Annotated in this window: 15 protein-coding genes; 9 read left to right on the forward strand and 6 right to left on the reverse strand. The window is 58.3% G+C overall.

Annotation, left to right across the window (positions count from 1 at the left end; translation table 11 throughout):
* Window positions 1–58 precede the first annotated feature (58 nt).
* The 3 genes from ACOBR2_RS03515 to ACOBR2_RS03525 all read right to left on the reverse strand — a co-directional run bounded on the left by ACOBR2_RS03515 (window position 59) and on the right by ACOBR2_RS03525 (window position 2,430).
* A complete protein-coding gene (locus ACOBR2_RS03515) occupies window positions 59–1,075 on the reverse strand; it encodes a GGDEF domain-containing protein (protein ID WP_420238686.1) in 1,017 nt (338 codons plus the stop codon).
* Window positions 1,076–1,267: 192 nt separating this feature from the next.
* Window positions 1,268–2,149: an MqnA/MqnD/SBP family protein gene (locus ACOBR2_RS03520; RefSeq protein WP_420238687.1), complete on the reverse strand. Its 882-nt coding sequence runs from the start codon at window positions 2,147–2,149 to the stop codon at window positions 1,268–1,270.
* A gap of 113 nt (window positions 2,150–2,262) precedes the next feature.
* Window positions 2,263–2,430, reverse strand: coding sequence for a hypothetical protein (locus ACOBR2_RS03525; protein WP_420240054.1), 168 nt, complete (start codon window positions 2,428–2,430; stop codon window positions 2,263–2,265).
* 216 nt (window positions 2,431–2,646) lie between these two features.
* On the opposite strand from ACOBR2_RS03525, the gene ACOBR2_RS03530 reads away from it, so the two are divergent.
* The 3 genes from ACOBR2_RS03530 (at window position 2,647) to ACOBR2_RS03540 (ending at window position 7,311) form a co-directional block, all read left to right on the forward strand.
* On the forward strand, window positions 2,647–3,897 hold the full coding sequence (locus tag ACOBR2_RS03530) for an Nramp family divalent metal transporter (RefSeq protein WP_420239967.1): 1,251 nt from the start codon (window positions 2,647–2,649) through the stop codon (window positions 3,895–3,897).
* A 545-nt stretch (window positions 3,898–4,442) separates the two neighbouring features.
* Window positions 4,443–6,302 carry a VWA domain-containing protein gene (locus ACOBR2_RS03535; RefSeq protein WP_420238688.1) on the forward strand — a complete coding sequence of 620 codons (1,860 nt, stop codon included), beginning with the start codon at window positions 4,443–4,445 and terminating at the stop codon, window positions 6,300–6,302.
* Between the two features lie 184 nt (window positions 6,303–6,486).
* Entirely contained in the window at window positions 6,487–7,311 is an 825-nt protein-coding gene (locus tag ACOBR2_RS03540) for an alpha/beta fold hydrolase (RefSeq protein ID WP_420238689.1), read from the forward strand.
* Between the two features lie 85 nt (window positions 7,312–7,396).
* Here ACOBR2_RS03540 and ACOBR2_RS03545 read toward each other — a convergent pair whose 3' ends face one another.
* On the reverse strand, window positions 7,397–8,020 hold the full coding sequence (locus ACOBR2_RS03545) for a YqaA family protein (protein ID WP_420238690.1): 624 nt from the start codon (window positions 8,018–8,020) through the stop codon (window positions 7,397–7,399).
* A gap of 163 nt (window positions 8,021–8,183) precedes the next feature.
* On the opposite strand from ACOBR2_RS03545, the gene ACOBR2_RS03550 reads away from it, so the two are divergent.
* Window positions 8,184–9,245, forward strand: a complete 1,062-nt coding sequence (locus ACOBR2_RS03550; RefSeq protein WP_420238691.1) for an energy transducer TonB family protein — start codon at window positions 8,184–8,186, stop codon at window positions 9,243–9,245.
* Window positions 9,246–9,267: 22 nt separating this feature from the next.
* Here ACOBR2_RS03550 and ACOBR2_RS03555 read toward each other — a convergent pair whose 3' ends face one another.
* The gene (locus tag ACOBR2_RS03555; RefSeq protein WP_420238692.1) at window positions 9,268–9,570 is read right to left on the reverse strand and encodes a type II toxin-antitoxin system RelE/ParE family toxin; all 303 of its coding nucleotides are present in this window, start codon (window positions 9,568–9,570) and stop codon (window positions 9,268–9,270) included.
* Window positions 9,571–9,572: 2 nt separating this feature from the next.
* Window positions 9,573–9,854 (reverse strand): type II toxin-antitoxin system ParD family antitoxin, encoded by a 282-nt coding sequence (locus ACOBR2_RS03560; RefSeq protein ID WP_420238693.1) that lies wholly within the window; start codon window positions 9,852–9,854, stop codon window positions 9,573–9,575.
* Window positions 9,855–10,148: 294 nt separating this feature from the next.
* Here ACOBR2_RS03560 and ACOBR2_RS03565 point away from each other — a divergent pair, with 294 nt between their 5' ends.
* From ACOBR2_RS03565 to ACOBR2_RS03585, 5 genes are all read left to right on the forward strand, one after another.
* On the forward strand, window positions 10,149–10,958 hold the full coding sequence (locus ACOBR2_RS03565; RefSeq protein ID WP_420238694.1) for a YihY/virulence factor BrkB family protein: 810 nt from the start codon (window positions 10,149–10,151) through the stop codon (window positions 10,956–10,958).
* 278 nt (window positions 10,959–11,236) lie between these two features.
* Window positions 11,237–12,874, forward strand: a complete 1,638-nt coding sequence (gene pyk, locus ACOBR2_RS03570) for a pyruvate kinase (protein WP_420238695.1) — start codon at window positions 11,237–11,239, stop codon at window positions 12,872–12,874.
* Window positions 12,875–13,241: 367 nt separating this feature from the next.
* Complete coding sequence (locus tag ACOBR2_RS03575) at window positions 13,242–14,111, forward strand: diguanylate cyclase domain-containing protein (protein WP_420238696.1); 870 nt, start codon at window positions 13,242–13,244, stop codon at window positions 14,109–14,111.
* A gap of 11 nt (window positions 14,112–14,122) precedes the next feature.
* Window positions 14,123–14,998, forward strand: coding sequence for a flagellar motor stator protein MotA (gene motA / locus ACOBR2_RS03580; protein WP_420238697.1), 876 nt, complete (start codon window positions 14,123–14,125; stop codon window positions 14,996–14,998).
* A 154-nt stretch (window positions 14,999–15,152) separates the two neighbouring features.
* The gene (locus ACOBR2_RS03585; protein WP_420238698.1) at window positions 15,153–16,142 is read left to right on the forward strand and encodes a flagellar motor protein MotB; all 990 of its coding nucleotides are present in this window, start codon (window positions 15,153–15,155) and stop codon (window positions 16,140–16,142) included.
* Window positions 16,143–16,162: the final 20 nt, after the last annotated feature.

Here is a 16,162-nt window from a genome sequence, read left to right on the forward strand (position 1 = left end):
AGTCTCGACCTGCCGTTTGCTTCGGGAAAGATGCCGGGGTTGCAGAGGAGGCGTGCGCCTACCAAGCCAGCAGTTCATCGCCCGAAGATGGGGAGATATAAGTGACGGGCGCACGGAGCGGACGATCACTGTCGCCAAAGAACTGAATCGATTCGGGACCTTCGTCCTTGGCCCATTGCAGGGCCTGTTCAGCCTCGCGCAGCACCACCACCGGTGAACGGCCCATGCTGGTGGCCACGCCAAAGCAGGCCGAAAGCCGGATGGACTCGCCCGAAACGCGGAAGGGCTCGCTGAAGACGTCCAGCCGCTGGCGTTCGGCCAGCATCAGGGCGTTGGCCGTGGCGCAGCCGGGCAGCATGATCAGGAACTCATCCTTGCCGGGGCGGCCCAGCACGTCATAGCTGCGCAGAATCTTCTGCGTGCGCTCTACCACCATGCAGAGCAGCTGATCGCACAGCTCGGCCCCCAGACGCTCGTTCCAATGGCCAAAGTCATCAATGTCAAACAGAATCAGACAGAGCGGACTCTTCATCCGTTGGGCGCGGTCGGTTTCGCGGAAGAGAATGCTGAGGATGGCCTCGCGGTTGTAGACGCCGGTCAGCCGGTCCTGCTGCGCGTACAGGCTGGAGGCTTCACGCAGGGCGTCCAGCTCGCGGCTCATGCGCTGGGTGCGGCGCACCAAGTCGATGCGCAACTGCCAGTAATCCTGGCGGGCGCTACGCAGAATCACATCGTCCAGAACGCCTTCTGCCAGACGGTCGTACCACTCCTGAGTCACATCATCGGTCACCAGTACGATGGGATAGCCGCGGCCGGTAGTTTTGGCGCGGGCGGCTGCCAGAAGCTGGCCGATAGGCATTCCGGGCAGGTTTTCATCAATGACAGCCAGAGCCGGCGCCTGCTCACCATTGAGCACTTCGAGCGCGGCCTGGGCATTCATGAAGACGCGTACATCCGCGTCTGTGGCTAATAGCACCGGCTCGACCGTTGCAAGAATGGCCGGGTCGTTTGAGGCAAGTACGAAGAGAGCGGGCTTGGTGACGTACATGCTGGTGCACTCCAATAGGCACTGCATCGGCTTAGATTAGAAAATGTTGAGAAATAAGAATGCACTATTTGGTATTTCTGATGACTTTTTGCATCTAGTGGATGGTCCCTAAAGTACCGAAAAACAAGCGGTTGCGTCTATACCTGCTCTTCAGACCCCTGCAAACAACAAAAAGCGTGGCCTAAGCCACGCTTTTTGTTGTGGAAAACAGGGTCGTAATTAGTCGACGAAGTCCACTTCCGGCTTGATGGAGTAGATGCCCTTTTCGTAACCCATCTCCAGCAGTTTGCGGATGGCTTCGCGGCCGTCGGCGCCGTAGTCGAGGGTCCGCTCGTTCACATACATGCTGACGAAGCGGCTGGCCAGGCTGACGTCCAGGTCGCGGGCAAACTGCATGGCGTATTCCAGGGCCTGCTCGCGGTGGTCGAGGGCGTGCTGAATGGAGTCACGCAGAGCTTTCGAGATGATCTTGTGCTTTTCAGCGCCGAGGGAGCGGCGGATGGCATTGCCGCCCAGAGGCAGCATCATGCCGGTCTGTTCCTGCCACCAGATGGCCAGGTCAATCACCTTGTACAGGCCCGAGGAGGCATAGGTCAGCTGACCTTCGTGGATGATGAGGCCGGCCTCGTACTTGCCCGCCTGGATGGCCGGGATGATCTGGTCAAAGGGGACCACTTCGGTCTTCAGGTTCGGATTGAAGATCTTCAGCGCCAGGTAGGCGGTGGTCATGGTTCCGGGTACGGCGATGGTGATGCGGTCCAGATCGGCCGGGGTGTACTTGTTCTTGGCCACGATCATGGGACCGTAGCCCTCGCCCACGCTGCCGCCGCAACCCATCAGCGTGTAGTCCTTCTGCACGTAGGGGTAGGCGTGGAAGCTGATGGCGCTGACGTCGTAGAAGGCTTCGTTCTGGGCCCTCTTGTTCAGCGTTTCAATGTCGCACAGCTGGTGGGTGAAGCGATAGCCCGGGACGCGCACTTTGTTGGTGGCCAGGCCATAAAACATGAATGCGTCATCGGAATCGGGACTATGTGCAATGGCAATCTCGATCGGAGCATCAACGACTGGGGAGGTGGAGTTTGGAAGGCTCACGGTACTCAAACGTCCTTTCAACGAGCAAACAAAAAGTATTCAGTTTGGCAGAGGGGCCGCTACGCGGGCAGAACTGCGGACTGGCAATGCAGCGTGCCATGGGCTGCCTACAGCCTGTCAGGTCAGGGGTATGATTCTGTTTCTGCATGGATTTCAGTTGCCGATTCCGGTTCGGCCACTGCTTCCTGCCGCAGCATCCTGCGCTGGAGCAAAACATGGCGCACCATCCCTCCGACCGCAATCAGCAGTCCGACCAGCGAGACGAATAAAGCAATCATTAACCAGCGCATACCAACGAACCTCCCAAGTTTATCAGACGGGCTGGCTGGCCGAGGGGATGGATTTGAACCCTTGGCAGTCTTTTTCTAGCAGGCTCTAGCTTTCGGGCCGGGAGGGCCTGAAAGCGTAGAAAAGCTTCCGCCGGGCTTCGCTCTTCTGCCTCAATCCTGATATGGTCAGGGAGGAAACTTTTGAGAGAAGATGAATCCTCCATAGGAAAGCCCGGCATGTGGAAGCGTTGGCGAATTCGTATCTTGTTGTTCCTGGCTGTTTTAGGACCGGGATTCATTACAGCCAACGTCGATAATGATTCGGGCGGCATCTTCACTTACTCGCAGGCCGGTGCGCAATACGGTTACAGCTTACTGTGGACCATGTTGCCTATCACTCTTGCCCTGATCGTGGTGCAGGAGATGTGCGCTCGCATGGGCGTGGTTACCGGCAAGGGCCTCAGTGACCTGATCCGCGAGGAGTTTGGCCTGCGGCTGACCTTCATCCTGATGGTGCTGCTGGTCCTGGTCAACTATACCAATGTAGTTACCGAGTTCATCGGCATTGCCGGATCGTTGCATCTCTTCCACATCTCCAAATTCATTTCCGTGCCCATTTGCGCGGCGCTGGTCTGGGCTCTGGTCATCCGGGGCGACTACAAGAGCACGGAAAAGATCTTTCTGGTGGCCTCGCTGGTCTATATTGCTTACATCTTTGCCGGTGTGCTCTCGCAGCCCAGCTGGCACGATGCGTTGCTGGCCACCGTCAAGATGCCGGCCAGAACGGTCTGGCACGACAAGTCCTACATCTATATGGCGATTGGCATCGTGGGCACTACCATTGCCCCCTGGATGCAGTTCTATCTGCAGTCGTCGATCGTGGAGAAGGGGATTCGCGTCAAGGATTACGCGGCCTCGCGGCTGGACGTGATCGTGGGCAGCTTCTTTACCGATATTGTGGCGTGGTTCATTGTGGTGGCCTGCGCCGCCACGCTCTTCACCCACGGCATGGGGGCCATTCAGGTGGCCAGCGACGCGGCTGAAGCCATGCGTCCGCTGGCTGGCGACTACGCTTTTCTCCTCTTCGCTTTCGGCCTCTTCAATGCCTCGCTCTTTGCCGCCTCGATTCTGCCGCTCTCAACTGCCTACACGGTTTGCGAGGGCCTGGGGCTGGAGTCGGGCGTGGACAAGAGCTTCAAGGAAGCGCCTTTCTTCTACTGGCTTTATACGTTGCTGATTGCCGGTGGCGCGCTGGCCGTACTGCTGCTGCCCGACTCGCAACTAGTCAATATGGCGATTCTCTCGCAGGTGCTCAACGGCGTCCTACTGCCGGTGGTCATCATTCTGATGCTGCTGCTGATTAATCGCAGCGACCTGATGGGCACGTACAAGAATTCCCGCTTCTGGAACCTGATTGCCTGGGCTACCAGCATCATCGTCATCGGCATGACCGGGGTAATGCTCTGGGGCCTGATGCCGGGGCACTAAGATTCAGGGTCTAGGTTCTGGGTGCTGGAAGCTAGGTTAGCGAACAGGCTACTGAGAACTGCAAGCCCTCCTCTGCCCCAGCGGGGCAGAATGAGAATAGCCCAGGATGGAGCGCAGCGGAATCCTGGGGAAAGCTCACCCACCATGCTTCGAGCCCCGGTCGGGGCGGCACCAAATTTCCCTGCGGACCTCCGCCATGCAATCCCTATTCCACGCAGTAATCCAGGGGTTCCCCCCACTCTTGAATGACTCCTGTGGCACGGCTGAAGCCGGGTCCTTGCAGAGCGACGGATATACCCGGTTCAAATTTCAAATGCGCTTGCCCTGATGCCCTCTGTTTTCGTCTTCCCAGGCTTCCATCCTCTTGTAGTAGAGTGTTTGCGACCTTATTTTTCCATTGCGTGCCACGGTGAATCGCATAGAGCTGCTCTTGAGAGCATGCCTTCGGTCTACACCTATTCCGAAAATGCTATAGACGGTTGCAATGGCGTGGCAGCTTCATTGTGTACGAATCGAAGCAGCTTTCGCGCCAGGAGGATGCAGGAATGTTGGGTGTGCGTAGATTCTGTTTGTTGGGTGTGGCGTTGGCTGCCGCGCCAGGTCTTTGGGTGCAGGGGCTCTGGGCGCAGGCGGATCAGCCGGTGGCCAGCCTGCGCGCCAACTCCAACCTGGTGATTGTGGATGTGACGGTGACCGACGAGCACCATCAGCCGGTGCATGGCCTGAAGGCTGAGGAATTCAGCGTACTCGAAAACGGCCACGCGCAGCAGGTCAAAACATTTGAAGAGCACGCCATGAGCGCAACGGCACCGGCTCCGGTACCGTTGCCCGCAGAACCCCCAGGCGTCTTCAGCAATCGCACGGCGGTCCCTGAAGATGGGGTGCTGAACATTCTGCTGCTCGACAAGCTGAATACACCGCTCAAGGATCAGAGCTTCATGATCGCGCAGCTGCGGGATTATCTGAAGACGATGCGACCCGGTACGCGCATTGCTATTTTCGGCCTGACCACCCGCCTGCGCATGTTGCAGGGCTTTACCTCAGACCCGGCGCTGCTGCGTGCCATTGTGGAAGGCAAGAAGGGGTTGCCCGGTGCCTCGGCCATGCTGAACGACAGCATGAATGGCGACACCGGCGCATCGAATACGCCCTTTGCTGACCAGATACAGACGATGCTGGGCGATTCTCCGGACGCTGCTACAACGGTGGCCAATCTGGCGCAGTTCGAGGCCGAGCAGGACTCCTTCATGCAGATGATGCGCGTCCGCTACACGCTGGATGGATTCAACGTACTGGCCCGCTACCTGGAGAATCTGCCCGGGCGCAAGAATTTGCTCTGGTTTTCGGCTTCCTTCCCCATCAGCATTCTGCCCGATGGCGATCTGCAGAATCCCTTTGCAGTGGTGGCCGATGCGGAAGATGAGTTCCGCCAGACGACCGACATGCTGGCCCGCAGCCGCGTAGCCGTTTACCCGGTGGATGCGCGTGGCCTGATGGTCAGTCCCATGTACGACGTCTCCAAGTCAGGGCCCACCACCGGCAGGGCTGCCATGAAAGCTCAGGCCAGCTTTTTTAATCAGACATCGTCCGAGCATGGCACCATGATGGAGTTAGCCGAGGCCACTGGAGGCCGTGCCTTTGTGAATACCAACGGCCTGAAGGAAGCTGCGGAAGCGGCCATCAATGAAGGCTCCAGCTATTACACGCTTACCTATGCGCCCAACAGTGCCAAGTGGCAGGGCGAGTACCGCAAAATTCAGGTCAAGTTGGCTCGGCAGGGCTTGACGTTGAACTTCCGTCGTGGCTACTATGCCGATGATCCAAACGACATGAAGGCCATCATGCCGCAGGCGCAGATTGTCGATGGCAAGCCCGTTCCCGGCCTCGTTCCCAGTTATGATGCGCTGCATGCGGCCATGCTGCATGGCGGACCCGGTGCCAGCCAGATTCACTTTGAAGCAGCCGTGCGGCCGAACGATGCTGGAACCCAACCCGGCGCGGTCCAATCCAACTCCATCAACCCCAAATCCAAGGGGCCTTTCCGGGTGTATACCGTGCACTTCATGGTGACGCCGCGGGATGTGAACTGCGATCTGGCCGGCGACCACCAGCATCACTGCCGTATTCAGTTCATCAGTCAGGTCTTCGACCCCGATGGAGTGCCGCAGGCCATCCAGGCCAACGATCTGGAGGCTGTTCTGAACGACGCCAAATACAACGTGCTCCAGAATGGCCGCCTGGCCTATAACCAGCAGATCAGCGTTCCTGCCAAGGGCGATTTCTATCTGCGGGTAGGCGTGGGAGACATGGCGACGGGCAAGGTGGGAACGCTTGAAGTGCCTGTTCTTGCAGTGGCCAAGTTGCCGCCGCTGAACAGCATGGAAAAAGCAACGGTCAGCCATTAAAGCAACGGTCAGCTATTAGTTCTCAGCTCGCCTAGCGAACCGAAGCAGCATTGACTTTTGTGTGTCGCAGCGAAAAAACGCGCCGTAGGCGCAGCGCAGGTTAGCCCCACGTTTCAACGTGGGTTAGCCCCCATGAGTTCTGTTCTGCCTCGTCTTCCGCCGTGCGCGTTACCATGGAAGAGACGTGGTTACTCAAACGCAAGAACATCCTCATTTAGTCATTCACGAAGAAAGCATTCATTCAGCGGACGGAACGCGGATCGGCTATCGCCGTCTGGGTCGTGGTCCGGGCATTGTTTTTGTGCACGGCAGTGTGGCCACCCACACCGACTGGATGCCGGCTGCCAAGCTGTTGGCCGGGCACTTTACCTGCTACACGATGGATCGCCGTGGCCGCCGTGGAAGCGGCGTTGGCCACGCGTCTTACTCGATTGAACGCGAGTGCGAAGATATTGAAGCCCTGCTCGATGCTGCCGGGCCCGACGCCATACTGGCCGCGCACTCCTATGGTGCGGTCTGCGCCTTGTCGACGGCCATGCGCCGTTCGCTGCCCAAACTGGTGCTCTATGAGCCGCCGTTGCCGCTGGAAGGTCCGGTGGCCGGTCCTCCGCTGGAGGAGTACGCGCAAGCCATGGCCGCAGGTGACGCGGAGCGCGCCATGGAGATCGGGCTGGTTGGTTTCATTCGTTTGTCGCCGGAGATGGTGGCCAACATCCGCCAGACGCCGGGGTGGAACAAGTTGATCGGTCTGGCTCCCAGCTGGACCCGCGAGCTGCGGGTAATGGATGCGATGCCCAAGACGGTGGAGCACTTCCGTACCATGCTCACGCCTACGCTGCTGCTGATGGGCAGTGAATCGCGCGAGCATCCGATGAAGAACACGACCCGTGCCCTGGCCGGTGTGCTGCCCAACGTACGGGTGGAAGTGCTGGAAGGACAGGCCCATCTGGGCCTGCGGGCCGCGCCGGAGATGATTGCCAGCGCCATGCTTAAATTTTTGAGCGTGTAGAACTAGCGAGTCAGCGAGTCGGCGAGTCGGCTGACCTGCTGACGTGCTTTTCTGGCTCCAAACAAAATGCCTTCCCGCAGCCTGTTTAGTCATTTTGCGTCGTGGAGCCTTTGCGTTTGCGGGCAATCCACCACCAGGCAAAGCCGAGCACTGCCAGCAGCAGAACCGCCAGCATCGCCTTGGCGCCATGGTGCGCCACCACATCCACCGCGCCGGGCCCCAGCTTGAGCACCAGCAGCGAAAGAGCCATCCAGCGGATCATGCGGCCCAGAAAAACTGCGGCCATAAAGTCCAGGATGCGCATCTCAAAGACGCCGGCGGCAAAGACGAAGGCCTTCCAGGGCGTGGGCGGAGGCAGCATGGAGGGCACCAGCATAGCCAGGAACTCCTGCCGCTCGAAGCGGTTGCGAATTTTTTCAAAGCGCTCGCGGTTGATCCGCTTGAGCACAAACAACTCACCACCGGCGCGACCCAGTCCGTAAGGCAGCAGGCCGCCGATCGCTGACCCGGCCGAGGCCATCAGGCAGTACGCCCAGAAGTGGGAGCGGTCATTCCAGACCCAGAGGGCTAGAACCGCGTCCATGGGGACGGGAATGGTGGAGGAGTCGAGCAGTGCGACTGCGGCAGCGCCCCAAAAGCCCATTTTGACCAGTGCGGGCACAATCACCAGATGCCACTTGGCCAGGAGTGCGGCAAAAAAACGCTTCAAAAAGATGTTCCCTTTCCGTCCCGAAATGCGTCTGACTCAAAAGATCCATTGTACGTGCCGGGCCTGCCGGAGTGCTGTGGGGTCGATCCGCGACAGGCGGCGATTCTCTTCTGCAAGATGATCGCGCCAGAACCTGATGGCAGATGCGAAAATAAGAAGAAAGTTGAACGAGGCCGCCACCGGACTCTACTCCGGTCGTGCTTCCGAGGAACGAATGTCCACCAGCGACGCACCCGATCAGCAGCCAGAGACCAGTGAGCAGGAGCAGACGGAACGCCAGCCCGGCAGTTCCTCGCGCTGGATCAACTACGATACGCACGAGTTGCTTGACATGATCAGCGAGCTCGAAGATGAGCGGCGCTGGGCCCGTTTGCGCGAGGGCGCGCTCTGGGCGGTTCTGGCGCACCTTATCCTGATCTCGGCCGTTACCTGGATTCCGCGTTACGTCTTCAAGGTTCCTCTGGTTGTGGAAAACAAGGACAAAAGCCACCACGACGACTTTACCTACCTGGATTCGCCGATGATGAAGGCGGCTCCCAAGGTGAAACCGATGATCAAGCCGCCGACCATCGACAAGCAGACGCTGGACGACATCCGCAAGCAGGCTCCGCCCGTGCCCGCGCAGCAGCAGCCCCAGCAGCAGACGCAATCCCAGCCGCAACAGCAGGCTCCGGTGCCGCCGCCGCCGCAACAGCAGCAATCGCAGATGGAGGCTCCACGCCCGGCAGCCGTGCCGGCGCGGCCCAACTTTGCGGCTCTGGGCGCGCAGCAAAGCCAGTTGCAAGCCATGCACGATGCCGCCCACGGCATGTCTCAATACCATGGCAGCAGCAGCGGGGGCAGCCTGGGTGGCAGCCATATGCACATGCACCCCGGCGCGGGAGAAGGCGGCGTCGAGGTCCTTTCCGACACCCAGGGCGTGGACTTCAGCGCTTGGTTGCACGCCTGGCATTTCGAGACGGAAAAGACCTGGGATCCGCTGATCCCCGACGAGGTCAATCCGCCCATCTACAAGTCGGGTCAGGTGATGATCCGCTTCAAGGTATTGCCGAACGGCCGCCTGATGGATGGCAGCCTGATTCTGGAAGGCCGCTCGGGCGATGTGGCGCTGGACCGCGCTGCCTGGGGTGCGTTGACCGGCTCCAACTACCCCGGCTTGCCCCACGACTTCCACGGACCCTACCTGGAGCTGCGGGCGCTGTTTCTTTACAACGAGAAACAGTAGAAGAGCAGGGAAGCGGAAGCAATTAACCTTCGAGGGCGCGGCGCAAGCTGCGCCCTTTGTACAGAATGCGCAGAATCGCCACCTCGTCCGGATTGCCCCGGAAAGCAATGGAAACGCGGTACTTAAATCCCATTACGCGCAGGCCTGGGCGCAGATCTTCTCTCAACCTGCCCCGTTCGGCAAAAGTGCTCAGACTCACGCAGGCTTCTTCAATTTGCTGCAAAAAACCGATTGCACGGGCAGGGCTGCCGTGGGTGGCAATGCAGTCGTAAAGTTCCTGTAGGTCGTCGCGTGCTTCTGGCGTGAAAACGACCGTTCTTTTCACGGTCAATGCTCCACACGTTCACGATGTCGGGCAGCAACTGCGGCAAAAACCTCATTGGCCGGAATCGCTCGGTCGGGATCGGCCTCCAGCGCGTCATAGGCTTCCACAACTTCCGTCCGCAGCCAGCGTTCCACGGCTGCATTCCGCTCTTCGAGGGCGCGAAGACCGGCGCGAACCACTTCGCTTGCCGAGTTATAAGCACCAGATTCAACTAATTGATCAATGTATTCGCCTTGTTCAGCCGAAAGACTGATGGTGCGCTTGTCGCAGGGGGAAGTTGCCATCTTTTCGACTCCTGTTCGCCAGTATAGCTCCGGTATGAATTAGTCATACCAGATTTTTTGTAATAGTTTTTTTGCGCAGAGGAAAAAATCCCGTTCAGCCCAGCAAGCAGAAAACGCGCAACTTTTGAATGCAATCTTGGTTTGAACTCTTAGGACGTACCATCAAGCATGGAAAAGATTTTGGTTTTTGCTGTGAGCAACCCGCCCGGGAATACTCGCGTAAAACGTAGAAATACAATAGTCTTTCCATTAGCAGCCATGGTGCGATTTCTCTCTCAAATTCGTTCTGCGCTCATGCAGTCCATCGAGCACGATCTGGTGAACAGCGCCAAGGCCGTCGCCTATTCGGCCATGTTGATGCTCTTTCCCATGCTGCTGGTGCTTACCACCCTGCTGGCGCAGGTGGATGAGGGGCCGACCGCGGTGGGCGAGGTGCGCTCGCTCAGCGAGCAGTTTTTGCCGGCCGACACTATGGACATACTGCAGTCCTATCTTCTTTTGCGTCATCACTATACGCAACAGGTGGTTTATTCCGCTACCGGTCTGAGCCTGTTTGCTGGCCTGGGCGTGATGCTGTCGCTGATGGAGGGCTTTCGTCGCGCCTACCACCTGCCGCTAAACGGCTGGGGCTTCTGGGGACGGCGGGCGCGGGCGTTGTTGCTGGTTCCCATCGCCCTGATTCCACTCTCGGTGGCCACCATCGTGGTGGTCTTCGGCCATCAAATTGAATTGTGGATGATCGACAAGAGCGGCCATGACCTGCGTGAGATTGTGCTCTTTTTCTGGCGCATGGTGCGCTGGTCGATTGCGCTGCTGACCAGCACCGCTGTTTTGATGGCCGTCTATCACTTTGGCACGCACCGCAAGGAGCACTGGGGCTGGGTTGCGCCGGGGGCTATTGCGGGTACGCTCATCTGGTTTCCCGCCACCCTGGCTTTTGGCTGGTATGTCACGCGTATTGCCAACTACTCCTTACTGTACGGTTCCTTTGGTGCCGGCATCGCCACCCTGGTCTGGATGTACATTACGGCCTTCAGCGTTTTGCTGGGTGCGGAGCTGAACGGTGTTCTGTACCGTGAGCGCCAAGGGGAAGTCCACTACTAATCCTTTCTTTATCAGCTATTAGCAGCGATTATGCAGTCTGCGCCTAGGCGGTTCGCAAATGGGCACGGACGGCCCGAAGCTGGCAGTTCAGTAATTTGCGCCAAAAATCGGCCTCAGTGATGGCACTCACCGACCTTACTCTGGTGCTAACCCCATCATGAGTAGGGGGTATATGCCAAAACTACGGCATGTACAATGAATTGGGCCGTTCCTCGCAGGAAACAGCTGCCTGACTGCTCCCTTCTTTACCCAACTTTGAGTCTTTTGGAGTCACTTCGATGTCGTTTGCTGAAATGAGTCTGTACGGGTCCCCGTCTCAACGCCGTGCGAAGATCGTTGCCACTCTCGGCCCGGCTTCCAACACCGAGCCTGTCTTCCGCAACCTTGTCCGCGCCGGCCTTGATGTGGTTCGTCTGAACTTCTCCCACGGCGCGCATGAAGAGAAGGCGGCTCTGGTGCAGATGATCCGCAAGGTTAGCCGTGAAGAGCACAAGCCGCTCTGTATTCTGGCCGACCTGCAGGGACCGAAGATCCGCACCTCTGTACTGAAGGACCACCAGCCTGTGCTGCTTGAGGCCGGCAAGCGCCTGACCATCACCCCGCGCGAGGTTCCTGGCACCGCTGAACTCGTGGGCACTACCTTCAAGACCCTGGCCGAGAACGTCGAGCAGGGCTCCCGCATTTTGCTTTCCGACGGTTTGATTGAGCTGCGCGTGCATGAAGTTGTGGGCGACGACGTCGTCTGCGAAATCATCAACGGCGGTATGCTCGGCGAAAAGAAGGGCATCAACCTGCCCGGTATTCCCGTCCGCGTTCCCTCGCTCACTGATAAGGACGCCATCGATCTGGAGTTCGCGCTCAAGACCGGTGTGGACGCCATCGCCGTCAGCTTTGTGCGTACGGCTGAAGACGTGCAGCTGGTGCGTAACCGCGTGACCGCCTATGGCAGCGAAACCTGGATCATCGCCAAGCTCGAAAAGCCTCAGGCCATCGAGCATCTGGACGCCATCCTGCAGGTTGCCGACGGCATTATGGTTGCCCGTGGCGATCTGGGCGTGGAAGTTCCGCCGGAGAAGGTGCCTGCTATCCAGAAGCACATCATCCGTCGCGCGGCTGAGTACTCCAAGCCGGTGATCACTGCTACGCAGATGCTGGAGTCGATGATCGAGAATCCGCGCCCCACCCGCGCCGAAGTCTCCGACGTTGCCAACGCCATCTATGACGGCACCGATGCCGTGATGCTCTCGGGCGAGTCGGCCATGGGCAAGTATCCGGTTGAAGCGGTTTCGATGATGTCGCGCATTGTCAGCGAATCCGAGCGCCACATCAAGGAAGATAAGGTTGCCTCGGCGCACATCCGCACGGCCCATCTTTCGATTGCCGAAACGATCTGCGAAGCCACGGCGCACGCTGCCGATGATCTGGATCTGGCCGGTATCGCGCTCTTCACCGAGTCCGGTGCCACTGCGCGTCAGCTGTCGAAGTATCATCCTTCGGCGCCGATCTTCGCGCTCAGCCCGATCGACATCACCATCAACCGCCTGTGCCTGCTCTGGGGCACGACGCCGATCCACTGCCCCAAGGTCAACACGACCGAGGCTCTGGTGGATTGCGCCGAGACCCTGTTGGAGCAGAACGGCTTTGTGCGTCAGCGCGAAGTGATCGGCATTGTGGCGGGTACCCGCTCCAAGTCGGGTTCCACCAACTTCCTGCGTCTGCATGTGATGGGTGAGAACGCGGTCGAGGGCGGTGCCCGTTTCTTCGCTCCGCACGAGGCTGAGCCTGAGCCGGTGAAGATCGAAAAGGTCGCTGCTCCGGTTCGCAAGGTGAGCACCAAGGCAGTTGCCAAGCCTGCTAAGCCTGCCAAGGTGGCCGGCAAGCCTGGTCGCAAGCCCGGCAAGCGCATCGCCAAGTAACTCAATTCCAACCAGAGGAACGCCATCCGCAAGGGTGGCGTTTTTCTGCGTCAAAAAACTTTCCAGTTCCGAAAATCTTCTGCAGCTCTGCTTCTCTGTGGTTTTTTAAGGGTGTTTAAAGCAGAAAAAATCTAACAAGAGAATAGGAAGATTAAAAAAACGCGAAAAAATTGAGCAGATCCGTCCTATTTTATGAAACGAAAGCTATTTAGAAAACGCTAATTTCCTAATAGCGGGACAAGGACATGAAGTTGATCCGTCTGGTGCCGATGTAGACAGTGACGGGCCAGAATCGGCGCGGGTGCTCTGGTATGCGCACAGGGAAGAGAATTGTGTGCGGGGCAAGGATTATGCGTGGGAGAGATTCATGTTAGATCGGGCTGAGTTGCTGGAATCCGTGCTGGAAAATCTGCCGGACGGATTGGCAGTGATGGACAATGACGGTCTGGTGATCTATTGGAATCAGGCCGCGCAGGCAATTACCGGCTATATGTCCGCGGAGTTGCTGAAGCGGTCTGCGCCCGATGGGCTGGGGTCGTTGCTCTATCCCTGTACGGATTGTTCTCCGCAGGGTCCGACGGATCATCCTTCGGGCAAGTGGGGCCTGATGAATGCGCGGCACAAACTAGGCCATCAGTTGCAGGCCATCGGTCTTTGCCGTGTACTACGCGATGAAATGGGCCAGCGTCTTGGTTCGGTGGTGTTATTTCATCCTGCCGCCGGGCTTGACGCACTGCCGCACGGAGAAACGGGCGGTATTCACGCGGTGGCTACCAGCCAGCAGGAGCTGGAAGAGCGCTTGCAGAAGGCGATGGAGGATTTCGAGCATGGCGAGATTCCGTTTGGCGTGATCTGGGTAAGCATTGATCAGGCGCATGACTTGCGCAAAACGCACGGTGCCAGCGGTTGCGAGGCGATGCTGGGCAAGGTGCAGTACGTGATTGAGCACGGTATGCGGCCCGCCGACGAACTAGGCCGCTGGGGCAAGGAGGAGTTTCTGGTGATTGCACATGAACGCACGCCGGAGATGTTGGAAGCCTATGCACGTACCTTGTGTGGACTGACGCGAACCGCCGACTTTCGTTGGTGGGGGGATCGCGTGACGCTGACCGCAAGTATTGGCGTGGCGCAGGCTGGAAAAGTCAAGGGTGAAACCTTGGCACAACTACTTCAACGGGCGCAAAAAGCTATGGAAGCCAGCACGGATGCGGGCGGCAATCAAGTGACGGCGGCGTAAGGAGGAATTGCATGTTTGCCATAATCGGCATAGTTGTAGTGATCGGCTCTGTCATTGGTGGTTTTTTGATGGAGCATGGCAAGATAGCCGTCCTGATTCAGCCGGCCGAGCTCCTCATTCTGTGCGGCGCGGCCGCTGGTACGCTTCTGGTTGCTAATCCGATGAACATCATCAAGGACATCATCGCCGGCGTGCTGGGCGTACTCAAGGGTTCGCCTTTTACCAAGGCTCGCTATTTAAGCACGCTCAAAATGATGTACCAGTTTTTGAACAAGGTGCGCAAAGAGGGTCTGCTGAGCGTGGAAATGGACGTGGAAAAGCCCAAGGAAAGCGCGCTGTTTAAAAACTATCCTGATTTTCTGCACGATCATCACTCGCTCGACTTTGTCTGCGACACGCTGCGCACGGCCATTACCGGCGGTGTTGAGCCCTTTGATATGGACCAGATGATGGAACTCGACATGGAAGTGCATCACCATGAGTCCACGGCTCCGGTGAGCGCGCTGACGACGGTTGCCGATGCGTTGCCTGGCCTGGGCATTGTGGCTGCCGTGCTGGGCGTGGTGATTACCATGGGCGCGCTTGGTGGCCCTCCGGAAGAGATCGGCGAGCACGTGGCGGCGGCTCTGGTGGGAACCTTTCTGGGCATTCTGATGTGTTACGGAATGGTGGGACCGCTGACCGCCAACATGGCCAAGACGGCCGATGCCCACAACGAATACCTGCACGTCTTGCGCGTGATTATTCTGGCCTTTCTGAAGGGCTGTGCCCCGATGATCGCCATCGAAATGGGCCGCCGCGCTATTCCGGCGCATGTGCGTCCTGACTTCAACGAAATGGAGAAGAACTGCAAGGGCGGTGGTGGCGGCGCAGCAGCGGCAGCCTAGAGCAAAATCCGGAAAGGTTGCCCTAGAGAATTCGTTCCAGGTTGCCGCTCCCTGTTGGTCACGTAACTGTGCTTTTGTGGTTTCAGGGGACAGCATCCAGGATTTTGCTAGAGCGCAAACCTGAAACCAAAGCAGGGGAAGAGAGCAGAGCAAGATGGCAGACTCCAATACACGACCCATCATCGTCATCAAAAAGAAAGGCGGGCACGGTGGCCACCACGGTGGTGCATGGAAGGTTGCCTATGCTGACTTTGTGACGGCCATGATGTCGTTGTTCATTGTGCTCTGGCTGATGGGGTCGAGCGTAAAGGTCAAGAAGGCGGTGGCCGGCTATTTCAATGATCCCAAGGGTACAGGGCAGCTGTTGGGCACCACGATGGCCGGTACGGGGCAGGGCACAATCGAGGTCAAGGATGACCAGAAAGCCCTTGAGGAGCTGAAAGAAAAACTCGAAAAACAGATCAAGGACAAGAAGGAACTCGACAAGCTGATGAAGCAGATCGAGATGACCATTACCAGCGAGGGCCTGCGCATTGAGTTGATCGAAGACAAGAATGGAACCTTCTATCAGAGCGGTAGTCCCAAGCTGAGTTCCAATGGCCAGGAACTATTGACGCTGTTGGCCGCGGGATTAAAGACGATTCCCAACAACCTGCTGATCGAGGGGCATACCGACGCAGCCCCGTACTCGAACGATAACAACTACTCGAACTGGGAGCTTTCCGCCGATCGTGCCAATGCGGCGCGGCGCATCTTGCAGCAGTCCGGCGTGCGTCAGGATCAGGTAACGCAGGTGCGTGGTTATGCCGACCAGATGTTGCGCGTCAAGAATAATCCTTACGATCCATCGAACCGCCGCATTTCAATTCTGGTGAAAAATGCAGATCCGGATCTTGCCCAGAAGCTGAAAAATACGCGCGTTGCCAATGAACCTCCTCCTCCTCCGGCTGCAAAGCCGGAGGTAGGCAAGGATGCTGGCAAGACTGCCGCAGCCGCCAACCCCGCGGCCAACGCGGCTAAACCAGCCGCGCCAGCTGCTCCACAACAGGCGGCCAAACCCGCTACGCCACCGGCTGCACAACCGGCAGCCAAACCAGGGTTGATGGGCAAGCTGACTAGTATGCTGCCCGGCAAGAAAAAGTAAACACCGTGTGGAATTCCGGT

Source organism: Telmatobacter bradus (assembly GCF_048629425.1).
Lineage (GTDB): Bacteria > Acidobacteriota > Terriglobia > Terriglobales > Acidobacteriaceae > Telmatobacter > Telmatobacter bradus.

What these genes read in the sequence shown, in the direction of transcription:
- ACOBR2_RS03515 (WP_420238686.1), bottom strand. Translation starts at nt 1,075, where the DNA reads ATGCAGTGCCTATTGGAGTGCACCAGCATGTACGTCACCAAGCCCGCT.
- ACOBR2_RS03525 (WP_420240054.1), bottom strand. Translation starts at nt 2,430, where the DNA reads ATGCGCTGGTTAATGATTGCTTTATTCGTCTCGCTGGTCGGACTGCTG.
- ACOBR2_RS03530 (WP_420239967.1), top strand. Translation starts at nt 2,647, where the DNA reads ATGTGGAAGCGTTGGCGAATTCGTATCTTGTTGTTCCTGGCTGTTTTA.
- ACOBR2_RS03535 (WP_420238688.1), top strand. Translation starts at nt 4,443, where the DNA reads ATGTTGGGTGTGCGTAGATTCTGTTTGTTGGGTGTGGCGTTGGCTGCC.
- ACOBR2_RS03560 (WP_420238693.1), bottom strand. Translation starts at nt 9,854, where the DNA reads ATGGCAACTTCCCCCTGCGACAAGCGCACCATCAGTCTTTCGGCTGAA.
- ACOBR2_RS03565 (WP_420238694.1), top strand. Translation starts at nt 10,149, where the DNA reads ATGCAGTCCATCGAGCACGATCTGGTGAACAGCGCCAAGGCCGTCGCC.
- pyk (WP_420238695.1), top strand. Translation starts at nt 11,237, where the DNA reads ATGTCGTTTGCTGAAATGAGTCTGTACGGGTCCCCGTCTCAACGCCGT.
- ACOBR2_RS03575 (WP_420238696.1), top strand. Translation starts at nt 13,242, where the DNA reads ATGTTAGATCGGGCTGAGTTGCTGGAATCCGTGCTGGAAAATCTGCCG.
- motA (WP_420238697.1), top strand. Translation starts at nt 14,123, where the DNA reads ATGTTTGCCATAATCGGCATAGTTGTAGTGATCGGCTCTGTCATTGGT.
- ACOBR2_RS03585 (WP_420238698.1), top strand. Translation starts at nt 15,153, where the DNA reads ATGGCAGACTCCAATACACGACCCATCATCGTCATCAAAAAGAAAGGC.